Source organism: Candidatus Aenigmatarchaeota archaeon (assembly GCA_016932615.1).
Taxonomy (GTDB): domain Archaea; phylum Aenigmatarchaeota; class Aenigmatarchaeia; order QMZS01; family QMZS01; genus JAFGCN01.
On record JAFGCN010000028.1, the window covers coordinates 1 to 18048 of the forward strand.

Genomic DNA, 18048 nt, shown 5'->3' on the forward strand with positions numbered 1-18048 from the left:
CCAGACAAGTTTCTTGTATTCTCCATCCTGCTCAACTGCAATCCCCTCCTGTTCGGAGATTTCAAAGTCTGAGGGAACGTATTCAGTTATTTTGCCGGAATAATCCTGATTGGCCTTGATTTCAAGAATCACCCGGTACCTTTCGGGAGGGTAAACCCTTGTGGGTGCATACCGCCTTACCCCATAGGGCACCCACTTTGCTACCAGGAACTGATCAAAGATGGACTTGGTTCCGTAAGGGGTAAGGGTTGTGAGGTTTAATGAGTAGGAACCTTCACTTCCTGTAGGGTAGGTCAGGTAGAAGTCGGGAAGCTCGGTTTTGCCGTAATAATTGCACTGTGGCGAAACCTGTATTTCGCCATTTTCGGTTGTGAAGGTCTCGATGGTTCCGTTTGGTGGAGTGATGTCTAGGGTTAAGTTTGAGTCGCAGACCATCTGTCCTTTTTCGTCGAGGACTGCCATTCCAATAAAAGCATCCTCTTCTTCAAGGTAGATGCTTTTGTCAGGGTTGATTGCGAGGACCCAGGCATCAAGAGTGGAGCCATTTCCTGCAATCGCAATCCCTGCTGCCAGAAGAGGTAGTGCAACTAGAACCAGGAATACGGTCAGCAAATAGCCATAGCTAACTCTCTTCATACCCATAATTATACAGAAAAATCTAATACTTCTTCCCACTCAAATCCCACCTGCTACTGCATCCTTGAGAGTATTGCTATAAGCACTGCTATGAGGAGCACCAAAACAACGGTGGGATTGCTGAGAAAACTCCAGACGCCACCACCTTCCGCTTCCCTTACATTGATTATGACCTCTTTAGGGTAAGTAACTTTCTTTGAGTAGTATACTTTTCCGTTTACAATATACCTCCCGGGAGTTTTGGGAGTAAAATACGAAGTAAGGTTCATCGTGGTTTCCTGGGGGACAGTCATCTCTTCGCTCTCTATAACTTCCACTATTTCGCCATCCAAAAGAACTTCTCCCTTGAACTTTGCGCTTGTGGAAAGCTCGCCAGTATTCTTGAATATCGCCTCGACTCTTGTTATCTCTCCTGCATTCACCCAGACTTTGCTTTCAATTCTTACAAGCTCGCCCATCCTGCTCATGGTCCCTGGCTCTAGAAGGTCAAAGGTAAGAAGCTGGTTTGCTATGATTTTTCCGCCCAGCGTGACGGTGATATTTGCCCAGTACTGGCCTTCGGCCATATTTTCCGAGGATATTTCGAACCGGTCAGTTCCCTTGGTTGTCGGCAGGTACTCAGTGCCGTTGAATGTTGCGACCTTGACGATTTCCGCCATGTCCCTGTCAAATATCTCAATTTTTACCTGCGGCGTTGCCCTGACGTTTCCATTATTGGTGCCTGAAACAAAAAACTCGATTGGAGAGCCCATCTCAGCGTTTTTGGCATTGAATCCGGTGACCTGGAAGTTCAGGTTTTGCGCCCCGGTGAGCTCGATAACTGTCGGAACCTCCAAGGCTACGGCAATAGAAGTACCATACTGTCCCTCCACACTCTCGTTAAGGTGGGGGTTGGAATAAAATGTGATGACTCCCCGGTAAATGCCGACCTGAACATCTGCCGGAGGCCTTGCGACAATCCTTACGTCTGCCTTTGACTTTGCAGGGATTGTTATGTTGGAAACCGGCAAAAGAAGCCCCGGAGTCTTCATATAAGCAACCGCCACTTCGCCGGAGGGAAGAATAACTTCTGTCGGCTTTTCAATATAATTCTGGTCCATGGAAAAGAAAGTCAGGTAATCCCCATTTTCGCCTTTTGCAACCATTGTCACGGTTGTGGCAACTTCATTTGGGTTTGAAATGGTAACGTTTACCTCCGCGTACCCGCCGCGAAGGACATTTAAGAAGTGAACTTCAGAAGGGGCAATTCCAAGCCCCCCCGCAAGAGCAAGCCCCGCAAATACCTGGCACAAGAGAATCATGCTGGCCAAACGGGATATTGCAAAGCCCATATACTAATTAACAACAAATAAATTGAAAATTAAAACAAGCAAAAAATACTATCCTGCCACAGCCACAAACTCGGTCTGTCCTGTGCACACACCGCTAACGCCTGCAGAAGGAATCTTGATCCTCCAGTAAAGCGTCTTTGTACTTTCTCCGTCCGACGTGCCTGTTGCATCATAGTAGTTCAGGTCAAAGGCAGTATAGGCCGTTGAGGTGTCTGTAAGGGAGATGCCTTCAGGCCAGCTGAATGTGGTGGCATTGTACTTTATTCCGTCCGTGTCTCCATTGTCAGTTGCTATGTCCGTTGCCCCCGGGCAGTCCAGGTAACCGCTGTTCTGGCTTTCCCTGAGCTTTACGTCTATCTGCTGGTTGCACGTGTTCAGGACATCTGTTGTTCTCTGGGATTCCCCGCCAAGAGCAAGAGAGCCGAACTCAATAGAGGTGTTTATCACGTCAAGCCCAAGAGTTGTTGCGACTCCAAGTACCTTTGCAGCGCTTCCAGTTTCAGCGGAGGTGTCATTTACCGTAAAGTTCACTGTCCAGCCGCCGGCTGAAGGGTCTATGAAGTACCTTATGTAGTAGGTGCAGTTCACGGTTATGTTGGTGCCAGTCGCGTTTGTCCAGGTGCAGTCAGTTGCCACGTTAGATGAAGTTCCATTCGAGTAGTGGGTGTTCAGGTCATCTGCACCATCTATCGAATCGCTGTAGAAGTTCGTGTCAAGTGAAGTCTGGTTTACCTCGCCATAGCCGTTGTCGTCTATTACAACGGTCCAGCAGGACATTGACTTGTTTGCGCCGACGTCAGGCGTGAAATTCCCGTCCGATATCGGGTCGCAGACAATAACGCCCATTGTTGGCGCGGAGTTTCCTACCGATACGTTTGTCGTGATGTTTTCGCCCTCTACTGCGTTTACCGGCATCATAGAGACTCTGCCGACAAGCAGAATCGTGGTCACTACAAGTATCGCAAAAATTATGGGTTTTGCTTTGCCAATGGCTTTTTGCATAAGTATATATGCAAGGATATAAATATATATTTACTACCCGATTTAACGCTCCCTATGCCCCAACTGCCTCAAAGAAATTTTTCAGGCGCTGTTGCTGACAGGAAATCTACTTTCCGGTACTCCCAAATCCGCCCCCTCTGTCTCCGCCGCACTCTGCAACAGAGTCTACCTTCAACCATTCTATCCGGGGGCTTCTTGCTACAACCATCTGGGCAATCCTGTCTCCTTTTTTTATTTCAAAGGGCTCACCTGAAGTATTCTGCATGATGACCCCAACTTCATTTCTGTAGCCCGAGTCAATTGTGGCGGGGGCATTTGGCATTCTTAGAGGCGTCTTTGCCGAGAGGCCTGAGCGCGGGCGCATCTGGATTTCCCAGCCCCCAGGTATTGCAACCTTAAGCCCGGTCTTCAGTATCTTTGTCTCCCAGGGATTCCAGGAAACGCCCTCAACTGAAAAAATATCTGCTCCCGCGTCTGTCGGGTTTGCGTATTGGGGAAGCTTTGCTTCGGGATGGCACAACTCGATTTTCACGATTACGCTTTCCCTTATCGGCTCTGCCATAAGAAAACAAACTCAAAAATAATTTACTAAAGCGTCGCCTCTATCGGGGCTTAATTTTGTCAAGATTTTTCCTTGGAACCATTTCGTAAACGAGACCGCCGGGGTAAGTTCCTGCCTGAAATATCTCAAGGCCATAATAGCGCGCTATGGCCGCAGGAAGCTGTCTGAATTTCTTGTTGGCGGGACCCCATTCAGTAGTAACCAAATACCCCGTTCCATCATCCAGCATACTAAAACCGAACCTGCCTACGTCAGGGCACTCCCCACCGACATATTTTGGATTCATCTCCGGCCACAGATTTAATTCAGGAATAATACACTTTTCACTTGAGAGGTGAGCTCTAAAATCCTCTGGTGTATATTTGGAATCCATATTACTATTAGGGCAATTCATTATTTAAATATAGTATCTCTCTAACTCTGCAATGTTGTTGCCTTTCCCGGAAAAAAACTCAAAAATAAATCCCCTTGCAGGGCGACCCAGTCTAAATGCTGAGGACCTTTATCCCGTCTTTCCCGATTTCAAACGGGTGAATATTCTCACTGTGCTTTGTTCGCCTCATCTTCTTTATGAACAAGTTTCGGCCTGCCTGGGGGCCGATGGGCGTAAAATCAAGGCGCACCACTGCATCAGTTATGTACTCTTCAACGCCAAGGCGTGAATAGGGGTTTTTCGGTGTGCCTTCGGAAACCATTATTACGGTAACCCCCTTTCGCCTCAACTCCGCAATCATCTCGTTCAGCTTGTTTCGAAGCTTCGCCTGGTCCTCCACAAATATCGAGAGGATGGATATGGAGTCCATCACCAGCCGTTTTGCCTTGTGCCTGTCCAGGTCAAGGAAATCAAGCTCCGGGTTCTCAAAAAGGTTTTTTTCGATTATGGCAAATTTTCCTGACTTTTCGTATTTTGAAAAATCCCAGCCAAATGCCTCGGCATCTTTCTTTATGTCTTCTGCCGTTTCCTCAAGCGTGATATACACTCCCGGCTCTCCTTTCTGAAGGCCTTCCCAAAGAAACCGAAGAGAGAATAGCGTCTTCCCTGTTCCTGCCTCGCCGCTTAATAGAACTGTAGAACCCTTTACAAATCCACCCTGAATCAACTTGTCAAGTCCCTGAATGCCTGTCGCGACCCTGTCCGAATCTCTCGGCATAATAATACAACGATTTATAAATACAGGGCACTTTAAATTGATTTGTGCACTTTTGCACAACAGACAAAAAATTTTAAATATTTATATAAAGTGTGTGATTATATAATTATAGTGCATTGTTGCACCTAACGCACAAAAAATGAGCGAAAAAAAAGTCCTAAAGGTTTTGGAGGAAAATCCAACTGGACTATCTATCACAGATATTGCTGAAAAGGCAAATCTTCACAGAAATACGGTTGCAACGGTCGTAAGGCGGCTTCAGGATAAAAAAGCTGTCGAACTTAAGAAAGTTGGGCTTGCAAAAGTTTATTATCTTAAGCATTACCAGGCATTGCACCATATTGAATCCGCGTACAAGGGGCAAAACCTGTCTGTCGGCCTGGGGGTCAGCGACCTTGCCGATGGCTACAAGGCCGCAGTCTCCGCAGCCAAGCAGGCGGTAAACCAGTCGGGCCGCGGGGAACAGCCAACCTTTGCAATTGTTTTTGTCTCCTCACGATATAACGACCAGCTCTCTGCAGTGGTAACCGGGCTAAACCAGATTCTTGGGGAAAACACTTATATCGGCTGCACCACGGACAGGGAGATAAACTCTCTTTCCGGGTTCTGCCAGGGCACAGTTTCAGTTCTTACCTTAAACACGAAATACCTCCACTTTGGAGTGGGCGTCGCAGAATATTACATAAAGCAGCCCTTTGAGGCGGGAAAGAAGGCAACAAAAGAGGCAATAGACAACTGCCCGGTGGATAGGTCAAACTACGCAACCGCCCAGTTCATGAGAGGCACGAAAAAGGCCTTTGCTGAAATTGTCAAAAACCCCCCCTACTTTGCCCTCACCTTTGTTGGGGGGGTGAGATTCGAAAACAAAGAAGTAGTGCCAAGCTTTGAGCACGAGTTCCTTGAAGGAATAAAGGAAATCCTTGGGCCATTTATTCCCATTGTCGGCGGCTCGGCAGGAAGCGATTTCGACAAAGTTGACGATTTCGAAGGGGAAAATTATGTCCTTGCCAAGGGGAAATTCTACAAAGGGGGAGCTGCAGTATGCTTTGTTGTTTCGGAACTCTTCTTCTCTTACGGTCTGGAGCAGGGATATATTTCCACGGAAAAGTACGGAGTAATCACAAAGGTTTCGGACAACGGCAGGATGATTGACGAGATAAACAATCTTCCCGCCCTTGAAGAGTACTGTAAGCTCACCGGGCTCAAAAAGGAAACTTTCCTAAAAAATCCGTCCCAGTACCTTTCTCTTAGCAGCATGTGCACGCTTGATTCTGCCGGAAACCTCTACCCCATAGGAATGACTATGGCCAGCGCTGATCCAAAAGAAACGAGGTTCTACAGCCAGCAAAAATTCATAAAGGGGACTTTGTTTGCAATAGGCAAATATGATGAGAAAAAAACCATAAACAGCACGATGCTTGCCATACAGGAGGCATGCATAGATAACGAAGACAAAATGCCCGTTCTGGCAATCAATATCAACTGCGCCACAAGAAGGTTCCTCCTTGGGGACAAGGTCAACGACGAGCTTGCCATGCTCCAGAAAGACCCAAAGCACAAGGACATGGTTTTCTTTGGTTTTCACTCTTTTGGCGAAATAGGGGCAAAAAGAAACCAGCCATCAAGCTACCTTGCGACAACTTCAACTTGCCTCGTCATTTTCGACAAGCTGATGGTTGAGTAAAATGATTTATTCACTTGTCAGTGAACCTATAAAGATTCCATCCATAGATAATGATGGTAGGTGGTAAAATGATACCTGGAAAGTTATATGGCAGTTTTAGTGAAATTTCACCCCCCGAAAGAGCAGAGCTAGCAAAAGACATTTATGAGAGATACTCCCAACTCACTCCATCGGAACAGGACATTGCAAGAGACCTGCTATACTACACTCTAGATGAAATGTCACCCGAAATGAGGTCCGGAGCAACGAACCTTCTGCTTGCAAAACAAGTGAAACGGTTATGGGAAACACCCTTTTATAACAGGTCCATGAAAAAGAAGGGAATTACTGCCCCCTCACAGATCTCAGACACAAACCGCTATTTCAAAAACATGCCAATTTCTTTCAAAAATCAGATAGTAAACTCAAGGTATGGTTGGGCGGGTGTGTTGTCCCCGGAACATAGACTAGCCGCACGCGGCAAAAATACCCCTGGAAAAGACAAAATACAGGTAATGTACTCTACTTCAGGCACAACAGGGCCTCCTTTTGAATGCTACTACTCCAAAAGAGACGCCTACTTTACTCCAGCAATTTTTGGAAAGGCCTTAAGCGACATAAAGGCAAGCGAATTCAGCCCTTCCTACAATGTATTCAATCCACGGAGTATTGGGTATTGGGTCGTTCAAAATGCCTTTCCCGAGGCAGGGGTAACTCCCTTCTCGCCACACCCCACAAAAGACCTTGCCTATGAGCTTAATTTTTTGAGAGACCATGAAGTAAAGTCCATTTTCGGATCTACTGACCTGAAAAAAGGAGGAATTCAAAGATACCTATACCCAGAAAAAAACGCAGACAAAAAAGAGCCAAAGTTGCTAAGTGCTGAAGACATATTTGGAAAGGGTGGGGTTGAAAGAGTTTACTTTGCGGGAGCAAGCATGCCAAAGGAACTTCTAGATAGGTTAAGAGATCTGGGTGTGATTGATGTTTGCGAAGGCCAGGGAACTTCAGAACAAACGGGAATGGGCACGGGAACGTATGGCAGAAAATACCCCCATTATCAGCGCGGAATATGCCGGCTAAAGCCACAGTATCTGGTAGAAGTCGTAAACATAGATAGCCTCACCGAAGGGTCTCCCCCCTGGCATGTTGACGTGGGGGAGAGAGGAATCCTGCTCAAGACTCCCCTCAACAGAACCGGGACAAAGCTTGGCAGATACGCTTTTGATGAAGCTACCTACCTTGGAACCGACCCTAAGACAGGGGAAGTCCTGATATCAGACCTTTCAAGACTGCGTGATCCAAGTACGGGAACCTACCTGAGCGACCTCGGGCAGTGTGGTGGGGGCATATAGCAATATGGCAGGAACAAGTGCCTTACCTATAAGGCAATCTGGAGCACCCAGTTACAAAAATATAAGGCCCTTCAACGTAGATAATGTGATTGGAGGGGAATCAAGACAGGCAAACAAGGGCGATGCGCTACCCCTTTATACTATTTTCAGAGAATTTGCAGGAACTGTTCCAAACTCTGAGGAATCTGACCTAATGGAGGCCTTTTCCTATGCCCGAGATTATGCCAAAAAAATCCCATATGCCCGGCGTGTAGACGACGGAATAGAAGCTGTAAGAAAGGCCTCAAAGGAGCTTTTATCAAAGCGGGAAGACAGAGAAAGAATTGCGGCCCTTACAGGAAGCCAAACCCTTAAGTCTATTGAGGGCACACTGGACCTTTTCAAAGGCTGGGCTGATGGAATTGGCAACTTATATAGCCAGATTATAGATGATGAAGGAAAACTCCTCTACAAATCAGGAATAAATGCGGGAATTCTTCCCGGAAACGTAAGCATATCCGGGACATGGACCCAATCGCTGTCTGCATTGGTTGGACCAATGGTAACGCGACCTGATCGTCGTGGATCTTTTGTAGCTTCAAGCTATGCGCAGTTGCTTGCAGATAATGGCTACCCTGGTGTTCAGGCAGTCAACTGGTCCTCAGAATTACACCCAAACCTTATACAAACACTCATTTCAGAAGGTCTCAGGGAAGGAAAAGTCCATTTTTTCGGAAGCAACGATACAATCAATGAAATTCTTCCTACTGAACTCAAAGACCACCCAAACCTCATCGCTTATGGAAGCGGACATGGCATGGCAATAGTTGATGAAACTGCAGATCTGGAACAAGCAGCAAAATTCTGCGTTCAGGGAAGAATATTCAATACCGGAAACATGTGTACCTGCACCAATAATGTTATTGCAGTAGGAGATACTACCTATGATAAGCTTTTGAATTACTTTGAAGGATGTAAGGAGACCCTTATGCCGGGAGATCCAAGAAAGCCCGACTCAGACCTAGGCTGGATTGGAAGCCATGACCTGCAAACTATAGTCAAGCCCTTACTTTTGGAGCATACTGTGGCGCCTGATGAGGTGATAGTCAATTATGACTATATGAAATTCACCCCGATAGAGACAAATCCTCACTCGAAGTTTGCAAGAAAAGAATGGCCTTATCCGATTCTTGGGATTATGGGTGCAGATAACATGGACAAAGCAATCGATATGGTTGGGGCTTGCCTGGAGCCAGGATGCAAATCCATCTGCGTAGGACTGCACATGGACCCGGATAAGCCAGACTTGCTCACTAAATACATAACTGCCCTGAAGCCCTATGCGCACAAGGTTGCGACTAATAACTCAACTACCAACATGGACCTCAATTGCCACCAAGGCCTAACTATCAGAAATATGATGAGACCCATCTGACTACAGAGTATTAGACTTATAAAGAACTGGCTCTCACAGGATTCATTAATTGACGGCTCTAATATTCACTCTTTCTTAGGCACCAAAAACACCAAATCTCTTTCGAAAATCTTGTCTTCGCCATCAAGGTCAATCTTGACCTTTGGCTTCAAAAGGTCTTTTTTGACAAGTATTTCCTTTACTTTCCCTGTCTTTCCCCGGTTTACGCCTTTTAAAATTATAACTTCAGAACCCTCCTTGTAAGGGTAAACTTTCTCGATTTTTCCGGTTTTAAGCCCAATCTTGACTGTGTCGCCGGTTCGGTACTTCTTTCCCTCCTCAACTGAAAGGAGGACATTTCGCCCATCGTGAAGGTTTAACTGCAAGCCATTTTTTACAACCGTCTTGTCCATAACCTTGCAATACTTGGAGCCCGCCTTTTTCTCGTCAATCTTCCTGAACTCAAAGCCCTTGGCAGAAGGAACGACCATATAGTGCTCCTTTTTGTCCTTTATGGAAAGTACATCCATCATTCCAAGTGGAAACCTGTCATCAATTACCTCTTTTCCGTCAACAAGGAAGTTTTTCGCCTTTATGGCCTTTTTTGCCTCGGTTGCAGTCTTGTAAAGCCCGAAAATATCCCTTGCGACAACTACCAGAGGGAGGCAGTTCGCCTTTTGGTGAGGCCCTGGGCTTGGAATAGGGGCAAATCTCTTCTTTTTCCTTGGAAGCGGCCAAATGCCAGGCATTTCACTCCTTTTCAAGTGTACCATAAGATAGGGAAGATAAAAATTAATTAAAGTACCTAGAACAGGCACATATCCCCATAGGTGTCCCTGACCAGGCCTTCATCCACTTTTTGGGAAAATAGGCGCTCCAACTCCTCATGAGACTTAATCTGGCTTACGGCATCCATTACCCTCAAAGAATGCTGTTTTATGCCCGCCCGTCGGGATTCTCCTACCTTAAGACCTCGAAGCTCCGAATCCAAGATCTTCCGAACGCTTTTGTCCTTTTCTTCCAAGCCATTAAGACAGTCCATTGTCCTGCCAAATTCCTGCAGCCCTATAAAATTACGCCACCTCCTATAATCCTCAAGGTCTCCTGATCGAAAAAGGCGGTAATCCGGGTCTATATCAAAAATGGGTTTCCCCCGGGGAACTGTGCAAAGCTCAAAATAACCCCTATCTTGGTCAACAACCCCCACACCCCACTCTGCGCCAAGCAAGGAAGCCAGGTCTTCATCATCAAATCCAATCGACCCAATGCTCGGGTAATAATTTCGAATCCATAGAATCTCCCCATCTCCCGATACAGAAAAAGGAATCATCTTGGGTATGATTCGGGGAATTTTTTTCTTATTCTTTATGTCCTCAAGAGACCTCACCGAGCCGTCAATTAAGCCCTCTGTAGCAGTGACATAATTTGCCTCAGACACGGGGGTGAGATTTCCCGGTTTTTTAACCCCAACTCCAGGGGACATTCTTTTTGCCTCAAAATCCGTATACTTCACCCTAGATTGCCTTAAAACCAGTGGAGACAATTCTTTTCCATTTTCGTCCTCCACTACCAACAAAGCCATACTTGGAGTCTTCTGGGCAAGATAGGGATTATAGTAACTATCTCTCCGGGGCACGACATAACCGCTCCGTTTTCTTCCCCCCTCAAGAGTCAGCTCTGAAGCTATTTGAGGAGGTTTCCACTTGCCAAATAAGTCAGACCTCTCCCTATCATGATTTATCAAATCATCCATATCAGACCTAGAGCCATACTTTTGAGCATTCCTGCTTAGCCTCACATTGTAAGCTACTAACTCGCCAAGCCCCGAGTAAAGCTCTGTAAAAATTGCCGAGGGGTCTATCTCCCTGCCGCTTTCCGTAAACCGGAGATTTTGTATATCTTGAGCTATCATAAGTATATTTAAATATTTATTACCCATATAGGATAAATACTGATTCATAAGTTTCCGGCAGATTTTCGCTCAGAAAAACTATTCCTCCTTGGTTTTTTCCTCCTTTTTCTCCTTCCTGCCGAAAACCCTTTCCCGAAGCCCCTTTTTCTCTGCCTTTTTCTTCTGCTCCTCTCTCCTGTTAAAGGCGTCTATGACCCGGATTGCTTCCTCGGCGGCCTTTCTGCTATTCCCAACGCCTATTGTAACGCCAATTCCTGCAATTATTGCTCTCTTTTTGACTTCCTTAAGCTCCTGCTTTACTGCCAAGTCAACCTTTGGAAGGGCAAGCTTAACTTCCTTAGGCATGGGCATAAGAGCTTCCTCCGGCTTCATCTTGACAATTACCGCGTCAACGGGTATGCCTTTCTCTATCAGGTATGATTCGGCAAAGAACCTTTCAGCGCCACGTGGGCCCATGGCAAACCCTACTCCCCTTGCAACGGCTCCGGTTGTCTCTCCCTCCAGCTTTCCTGATGCGTCAACTGTTATCACCTTTTCAATCTTGTTTTTGGCGACAATTTTCCTTATCGCCTCATCGATGTTGCCAAGGTTTGCGGCCGGACCCTCTGCTTTGAGTATGAAGACTTCTTTTCCATTGATCGTCCTGGTCGCCACGACGGTCCCTTCCGCGATTTTGGTTGTCTTGTTGTCGCCTATGAGGGTTGCGGCATAAAGAGGCCCTATGCAGTCCCCTACAGGGATACCATTGGTAAACGCAGGAATCGACTTATAAAGTGCCTTAACCTGCCGGTCGATAAATGGAAGCTGGATCTGAAGAAGCATCCCATACTGGAAGTTCTTTGTCTCCCTGATAATCTCAATGAAGTGCTTTATGATTTTGGAAATCTGGTGAATGCCGATTGTGTGCATCATGCTTGCAGACAGGTTTTTTCTCTCCTCTTCGCTCACTCCGCTCGTAATTTCCTCGATATAAATGTCAAGCTTCTTGTCGTGTCGGTTTGTCATCTGGCGAATTTTGTTTGCAAGCCCTGTCGGCTCGATTGCCTCCGGCTCGACCACGAAATATTCAAGCATCCCTTTTATGGAATCGTCCATTTCCTTTCTCGTAAGCTTTGTCCGAAGCCCTATTTTTTTTACAATCATCCTCTGTGACTTTACAACCATCTCATCATACGCCTTTGCCTTAGATTCGAGAAGAGTTATTATCTGATAGGTCATGAGCCGCGGGAAAAAGAAGATAAGGAATACCAGAAGTATAATGTTAATTAACTCCCAAGGCGTGGAACCGAACATTACTATAGTTGTATTAAAATAAATAGCTGCTCTGCAGGTTTTGACCAAAATAAGCGCCTTGCACTCTAAAGTACATGCTGGATGCAAGCAGGAGAGAACTTAAAAACTTAATTATTATAATAGAACTCCATATATGGCAACTGGCCCTGAAATATGGCAATAATTAAAAAAAATATCGTGTTCTTCTGTGTAACAGACTACTGTAATGCAAAGTGTAAATCCTGCTCATTCTGGAAGACAAAAAAGCCCACATTCCCAAAAAAGGAGGAGCTTCCAATGATAGTCAATGCGTTGCATTCCAAGCTCGACTGCAAGTTTTTGCAGATAACCGGGGGCGAAACACTCACCTACCCCTACATATCTGAGCTTGTGCGTCTGGCACGAAAAAAAGGAATGATTACGCAGCTAATGACCAACGGCAGCTTGGTAAGCGAAGACACAATCAAAAAGCTTTGTGACGCAGGCCTTGACATTCTTGCAATTTCCATAGACCACCACGACGACAAAGTAATGGAAAAATACCGGGGGATACCAGGCCTTCCCGCCAAAATCCGAAAAGACATAAAAAAGCTAAAAAAGACAAATTTGCTGGTGCCGGCAGGAATCTGCCTAAGCAAGTACAATATTGGCGCTCTGGAAAAGACGGCAGAGCATGCCCTTTTGCTCGGATTTGACGAGGTATATTTCTGCTGGCCAATCCAATCTACTGAATCTACCTACAAGCTAGGCAATGATGAATATGACTCTGCCAATCTCAGCAACGAGCAGATAATAACCGCGATCAATACCATAATCAAGCTCAAAAAAAGATTCGGTTATAAGATCAGCCACACCTACGAACACCTGGAAGATATCCTGAGATACTACAAAAGCGAAAAACAAAAATTCCCCTGCAAAGCGGGGGAAAATTTATTCTATCTTGACAATCATCTGGACGTGTACCGATGCATGACCCTTCCGGATAAGCTCGGCAACATCCTCGGCGACGTAGAGGTAATCAAGAATGCCCATTGCGAAAAGTGCCCTCTGCAATGCTTCAGGGAGCCCTCGATTTGCTATAGCGGGCTCAAGTCGGTGCTAACCGTAGCAAAACTTGCCTTCAACAGGAATTACTGGAAACTGATTCAGAAGAAATGCCTTCGCCCCAGATAGTCTAACTGCCAAGTTAAGTCGGGAACGTGTCTGAGTGGTGCTTGCCTTCATAAGGCCTGGATAAAGTGCAAAATAAGATGCTAAACTACAGACGCTTAAATATAAAACTAAGTAGCTCTATGCTGGATAAAGTCAGGATGCCCAAATTACTTCTTCAGATTAAGAGGCCTGGAAAAAATTCCTTCTGTTGCTTCTTCCCATAAGACCAGCAATTCTATTTTATCCAGATTATCTGGAGTTTGACCAATCTCTTAATGCCTGAATAAAATTGCCCCGGATCGCCGATAATCATGCCAAAGATTGATAAACCTTAAGCGTTTCCTTTGCGATAATTTTCCAGTCATACATCCTCAAGACCTTCTTTCTGCCGTTCTTTCCAATTCTTACCAAATCACTTGCCCTAGCTTCATTTATTCTACGGGATAATGCCTCCGGAGTTTGTTTCTTCACCAGAAAGCCATCGCACCCATCATCTATAACCTCGGGTATTCCGCCCACCGCAAAAGCCAAAGGCGGAGTTCCGCAAGCCATTGCCTCTATCGAAACCATTCCAAAGGCCTCCTGCCATGTAGAAGGAACCACTACAACGCTTGCTGAGGAATAGTTGTCAATGAGTGCTTCGTCATTTACCCTGCCCAAAAATTCCACCCGTTTGTTTTTTACTGCTTCTCTAATGCACTTTGACTTGAGAGGGCCGTCGCCTATTACGCAAAGCTTCCCTTCACCAAGCCTTCCAAAACTCTTAAAAAGTAAAGACAAGCCCTTTTCGGGGGATAGCCTGCCAACAAAAAGCATCCGGAAGTCCCGTGATTTATTTGCCTGGGGCCTAAACTTATGGACATCAACCCCATTAGGAATAACCAATAATTTTTTTTCAGAAATTCCAGAAATTCTCTTAAGGTGAGTCTTAACAAATTTGCTCACGCATATTATTTTATCTGAATGCTTCAAACTTGGAGAAAGTTTTTTTAAATAAAGGGTAACAACGGAATCAATTATACTCCTACCACCGGGAGATAAGTGTATTGTGCAGACAACTGGCTTTTTAGTCTTCCTTTTAATTTCCTCTACAAGAAAATCCATAGTACTAAATGGAAGATGCATATGTATTATGTCGGGGTTCTTTTCCTCCAATAATCTGAATAACGCTTTCTTGCTTAAAAGAACCTTATAACTCAGGAATAAATTAAAGTAAGGAAGACTATCCTGACCTTTCTCAAAGGATATTATCTCCACATCGTGCCCCTGTCTTTTTAGTTCTTCAGAAAGACCTAACGCATGCCTGCCCTCTCCTCCAAGAATTAAATCGGCAATCATTACAATTTTCATATAAATATTACCTATTTGGTAAATAACCTCCCGATCGAGGCAAGCTCCAGGTAATCTCACTTCATTAACACAAACAAACAGCACATTCTAATCGCTTAATTTAATCGGGCAAATCTCTAACTTACGCAAAGATTGCCTCTTTTCAGAATCGTTATCCCAACCAACCCAAGGATCAGGGTATCAAGTAAAGATAATCTCATGCCAAAATTGCAACATCGGACGATAGAGTTCCTATCCAGGCATTAATCGCATATGACTCGTTTAAGCAAAAAATTAGAACCCGGAATCAATTGTAGAGAATCCCTATCCAGTGAATAACCCCCTAGCAAGCCATGGGGTTTTCTTTCGACTGTTGGTCAGAAATAAAATTCCCTGTAAAGCTACAGACCATCTCTTCTTTCTGCAAACAGCGTTTTGTGAAAGAGATTTCCAATTTTAATCTCTGAATAATGCTTGGAAAGTATTTTTTTAAGATGGATGTGCGTCTCCTTACCCTCCCTCAAATGATAACATGCAATGGCAAGATTTGGGTGGTACTTGTCTAAGGTCTGCTCCATACCCTTAAATGCTTCAAGCTCGGCGCCTTCAATATCCATTTTAATAAAGTCCACAGACGGCAGTCCCAGCCTCTTAATTTCATTGTCTAATGTTGCCACTGAAATCTTAAAACTATATTTCGATCCTTTGTTATCAATGACGCTTGAAGCCAGTGAACCAAAAATAGGGTTTCTATTAAGAGTTATTTTTCCATCAAAATCAAATAATCCTTTTTGTACCAAAATAACATTTTTGAATCCGATTAAATTTTGTTTCAATTTTTTAAAATTTTCTGGATCTGGTTCAAAGGCAATGACCTTCCCAGCTTCACCCACTCTTTCAGAAGCATATTTGCTAAAGTTTCCTAAATAGGCTCCAGCATCAATAACCACATCCCCTTTTTTGAGGGTATATTTTTTGAGATATCCCGGAATGTCATAAAAAGCCACCCATAGATCCAAAATTGACAAGAAAGCCTGTTTTGGCAACATAATAAGTTCATACATATATTTAAAAGTATCATGATTTTTAAGTTGTTATTGATAAAACAAGGCGCCCATATATCCTAGAAGTCCTGATGTGAAATCAATCAAACTATTGAGTCATAAACCCCCCTTACTTCACGGGCGATAAGCTTCCACTGAAACTCTTTTGCCTTCCGGTAGCCGCCAGAGGAAAGCTTTCTCTGTAAAGAGCTATCCTTCCAAAAGCCATCTATTGCCTCTGCCATGCTGCTGGCGCCATATTTGAAAATGACTGCATTCTTCCCACAAGCCAGATATTCCGAGATTCCGCATCCCTCCGACACAAGCACCGGCGTTTTGCTTGCCATGGCTTCGAGGGCAACCATTCCAAATGACTCGTACCTTGAAGGAATTATCAGCCCCCTTGCTTCGCTGATGAGCTTTAGATGTTGCCTTCGCGGGACAAAGCCAAGGACATCAACCCTATCCCTTATACCAAGACAGGACAATTCTTCTCCAAGGAGATTTTTTGGATCAGAAACATCCCCGCCGGTAATGACAAGCCGAAAGTCCCTCAAAGTCTTCAGCTTCCGAACCGCCTGAAGCAATTCATATATGCCCTTGCTTTCATGGAACCTCCCTGAAAAAAGCAGGTAATCCCTCTTCTTTTTTGAGGTGCGAAATTCATTCAGGTTTATGCCGCAGGGTATCGCCTTAACGCGCTCTCTTTTTAGCCCGTATGCCTTCCCAATAATTTCCGCAAGCTTTGGGTTGGGGCATATGGTGACCTTTGCCCGGGAAACCATCTTTCTTTCCAGCAACAGGAGAAGCTTCAGAAGGCGCCTCTGGTCAAAGCGGTCCGGAGTTTTTAATCGCTTCCGGGCTTTAAGCATGGCAAGTGAAGGGTAAGTCGGGCAATGTAGCGTGAAAACGTCCAGCGGGCAAACTCCGGGGCTGTAGAAACTGTTGTCATGGGCCAGGGAAAGTGAACGTCTCAGCTTTCGAAGATAATAGCAGCTTGCAATAAGATGGCTTGCCCATTTCAGGGGAATATAATTCGCCCCAGACAAGTTTGTGTTGTGCACCTCTATATTCTTGTGGAGGTATCCGGACGGAACCGTTGAAATCAGGTCCACAATCACCCCTAAATCCGCAAGCGCCTCCGCAAGGCCCTTCGAGTAGATTCCTACGCCAAAGCATTTTGGCGGGTATTCTGGCGTTACGAAGCCCACTCTCATAAATGAGATTTACTGAAAAGAAGCATATGTCGGGCTAGAAGTAAGATTATCTCCTCAAATTATTATGACCTATCTAAGGGACTTCCTTGGCGCCTTCAGAATAAGAGACTGGCTGATAACCCTTCTGATGATTCCGGTCTTGGGGGCATACATTTCCGCATCAAGCCCGCTTAATATTGCCTTTATTGCAGCCAGCTTCTTTTTTGTCTGCTGCTACGGATTTCTTCTCAATGACTATTTTGACATAGAAATAGACCAGAGAAACAGAAAAAAGGTAAAAGACGGAACAAACGCCATTCTTTCCGGGAAACTACCCGGAAACATTTCAGTTCTGCTAACGGCAGTTTTTGCGTCCCTGGGCTTTTTAATCGCTTCTCTAATCGGAAGCCAAACCCTGATGCTTACGCTTGCCTGTATGCTTTTGCTGTTTGCCTATTCGGCAAAGCCCTTCCGGCTAAAGGATGTGCCTGGGCTTGACATCCTAGTCCATGGAGGCACATACCTTCTTGCATTTCTTTCCGGGTACTCCGCAGGCGGCTTAGCACTATTACCAACCGCCATCTTTCCTGCAACAATGATTTTTCTCCTCGGCCAGGCGATTCTCGTATGCCACCAACTTATAGACTATGAGGAAGACAAAAAAAGCGCAAATACCACAATAACCCGGCTAGGGCTTAAGAACGGCTGGAACCTTCTCCTTGCATACACTGCCCTAATTGCACTATCCAACGAGTTTCTGGTTGGCTACCTTGCGCTAAGCCCAATTCTCCACCTCGTAGGAGCAGGATACGCGTGCTTCTTTCTATTCTGGGGCCTTAGAGCAGACTACGCCAAAGCTTCAGGAAGGGAAACCCTGATAAGAGACCGGTTTTATATTCTAAACAACCTTTCACTCATAGCTCTGGCAATTGCCTTGTAGAGATATAATAGCTAAGCGGGGTTCATTATGGACATTTCGGTAATCGTTCCAACTCTTAACGAAGAGAAGTACCTGGAACGGTGCCTAAGGTCGATTGCAAACCAAACTTAC

18 protein-coding genes are annotated in these 18048 nt (G+C 45.2%); 6 read left to right on the forward strand and 12 right to left on the reverse strand.

Annotation, left to right across the window (positions count from 1 at the left end; translation table 11 throughout):
• The 6 genes from JW727_06670 to JW727_06695 all read right to left on the reverse strand — a co-directional run.
• A partial coding sequence (locus JW727_06670) for a hypothetical protein (GenBank protein ID MBN2095704.1) occupies window positions 1-642 on the reverse strand: 642 nt, incomplete at its 3' end.
• 47 nt (window positions 643-689) lie between these two features.
• Complete coding sequence (locus tag JW727_06675) at window positions 690-1967, reverse strand: hypothetical protein (protein ID MBN2095705.1); 1278 nt, start codon at window positions 1965-1967, stop codon at window positions 690-692.
• Window positions 1968-2015: 48 nt separating this feature from the next.
• Window positions 2016-2969, reverse strand: coding sequence for a hypothetical protein (locus JW727_06680; GenBank protein ID MBN2095706.1), 954 nt, complete (start codon window positions 2967-2969; stop codon window positions 2016-2018).
• Between the two features lie 106 nt (window positions 2970-3075).
• Window positions 3076-3531 carry a dUTP diphosphatase gene (dut, locus tag JW727_06685; protein MBN2095707.1) on the reverse strand — a complete coding sequence of 152 codons (456 nt, stop codon included), beginning with the start codon at window positions 3529-3531 and terminating at the stop codon, window positions 3076-3078.
• A gap of 40 nt (window positions 3532-3571) precedes the next feature.
• Window positions 3572-3904 (reverse strand): hypothetical protein, encoded by a 333-nt coding sequence (locus tag JW727_06690; protein ID MBN2095708.1) that lies wholly within the window; start codon window positions 3902-3904, stop codon window positions 3572-3574.
• 112 nt (window positions 3905-4016) lie between these two features.
• Entirely contained in the window at window positions 4017-4682 is a 666-nt protein-coding gene (locus tag JW727_06695; GenBank protein MBN2095709.1) for an ATPase, read from the reverse strand.
• 139 nt (window positions 4683-4821) lie between these two features.
• Here JW727_06695 and JW727_06700 point away from each other — a divergent pair, with 139 nt between their 5' ends.
• The 3 genes from JW727_06700 (at window position 4822) to JW727_06710 (ending at window position 9114) form a co-directional block, all read left to right on the forward strand.
• Window positions 4822-6366 carry an FIST C-terminal domain-containing protein gene (locus JW727_06700; protein ID MBN2095710.1) on the forward strand — a complete coding sequence of 515 codons (1545 nt, stop codon included), beginning with the start codon at window positions 4822-4824 and terminating at the stop codon, window positions 6364-6366.
• 68 nt (window positions 6367-6434) lie between these two features.
• Window positions 6435-7700 carry a hypothetical protein gene (locus JW727_06705; GenBank protein ID MBN2095711.1) on the forward strand — a complete coding sequence of 422 codons (1266 nt, stop codon included), beginning with the start codon at window positions 6435-6437 and terminating at the stop codon, window positions 7698-7700.
• A 4-nt stretch (window positions 7701-7704) separates the two neighbouring features.
• Entirely contained in the window at window positions 7705-9114 is a 1410-nt protein-coding gene (locus JW727_06710) for an aldehyde dehydrogenase (GenBank protein MBN2095712.1), read from the forward strand.
• A 65-nt stretch (window positions 9115-9179) separates the two neighbouring features.
• Here JW727_06710 and JW727_06715 read toward each other — a convergent pair whose 3' ends face one another.
• The 3 genes from JW727_06715 to JW727_06725 all read right to left on the reverse strand — a co-directional run bounded on the left by JW727_06715 (window position 9180) and on the right by JW727_06725 (window position 12298).
• Entirely contained in the window at window positions 9180-9866 is a 687-nt protein-coding gene (locus JW727_06715; protein ID MBN2095713.1) for a 30S ribosomal protein S4e, read from the reverse strand.
• Window positions 9867-9898: 32 nt separating this feature from the next.
• Window positions 9899-11005, reverse strand: a complete 1107-nt coding sequence (locus JW727_06720) for a hypothetical protein (protein ID MBN2095714.1) — start codon at window positions 11003-11005, stop codon at window positions 9899-9901.
• A 78-nt stretch (window positions 11006-11083) separates the two neighbouring features.
• Window positions 11084-12298 (reverse strand): DUF1512 family protein, encoded by a 1215-nt coding sequence (locus tag JW727_06725; GenBank protein ID MBN2095715.1) that lies wholly within the window; start codon window positions 12296-12298, stop codon window positions 11084-11086.
• 153 nt (window positions 12299-12451) lie between these two features.
• On the opposite strand from JW727_06725, the gene JW727_06730 reads away from it, so the two are divergent.
• A complete protein-coding gene (locus JW727_06730) occupies window positions 12452-13450 on the forward strand; it encodes a radical SAM protein (protein MBN2095716.1) in 999 nt (332 codons plus the stop codon).
• 288 nt (window positions 13451-13738) lie between these two features.
• Here the strand turns inward: JW727_06730 and JW727_06735 are convergent, their stop codons facing one another.
• The 3 genes from JW727_06735 to JW727_06745 all read right to left on the reverse strand — a co-directional run bounded on the left by JW727_06735 (window position 13739) and on the right by JW727_06745 (window position 17018).
• The gene (locus tag JW727_06735) at window positions 13739-14779 is read right to left on the reverse strand and encodes a glycosyltransferase family 4 protein (protein ID MBN2095717.1); all 1041 of its coding nucleotides are present in this window, start codon (window positions 14777-14779) and stop codon (window positions 13739-13741) included.
• 380 nt (window positions 14780-15159) lie between these two features.
• Window positions 15160-15822, reverse strand: coding sequence for an FkbM family methyltransferase (locus JW727_06740; protein ID MBN2095718.1), 663 nt, complete (start codon window positions 15820-15822; stop codon window positions 15160-15162).
• Between the two features lie 83 nt (window positions 15823-15905).
• Window positions 15906-17018: a glycosyltransferase family 4 protein gene (locus JW727_06745; protein MBN2095719.1), complete on the reverse strand. Its 1113-nt coding sequence runs from the start codon at window positions 17016-17018 to the stop codon at window positions 15906-15908.
• A 64-nt stretch (window positions 17019-17082) separates the two neighbouring features.
• Here JW727_06745 and JW727_06750 point away from each other — a divergent pair, with 64 nt between their 5' ends.
• Together JW727_06750 and JW727_06755 are read left to right on the forward strand one after the other, a co-directional pair.
• A complete protein-coding gene (locus tag JW727_06750; protein MBN2095720.1) occupies window positions 17083-17937 on the forward strand; it encodes a UbiA prenyltransferase family protein in 855 nt (284 codons plus the stop codon).
• 27 nt (window positions 17938-17964) lie between these two features.
• Window positions 17965-18048 (forward strand): glycosyltransferase (locus JW727_06755; protein MBN2095721.1); only part of this gene is annotated, 84 nt, incomplete at its 3' end.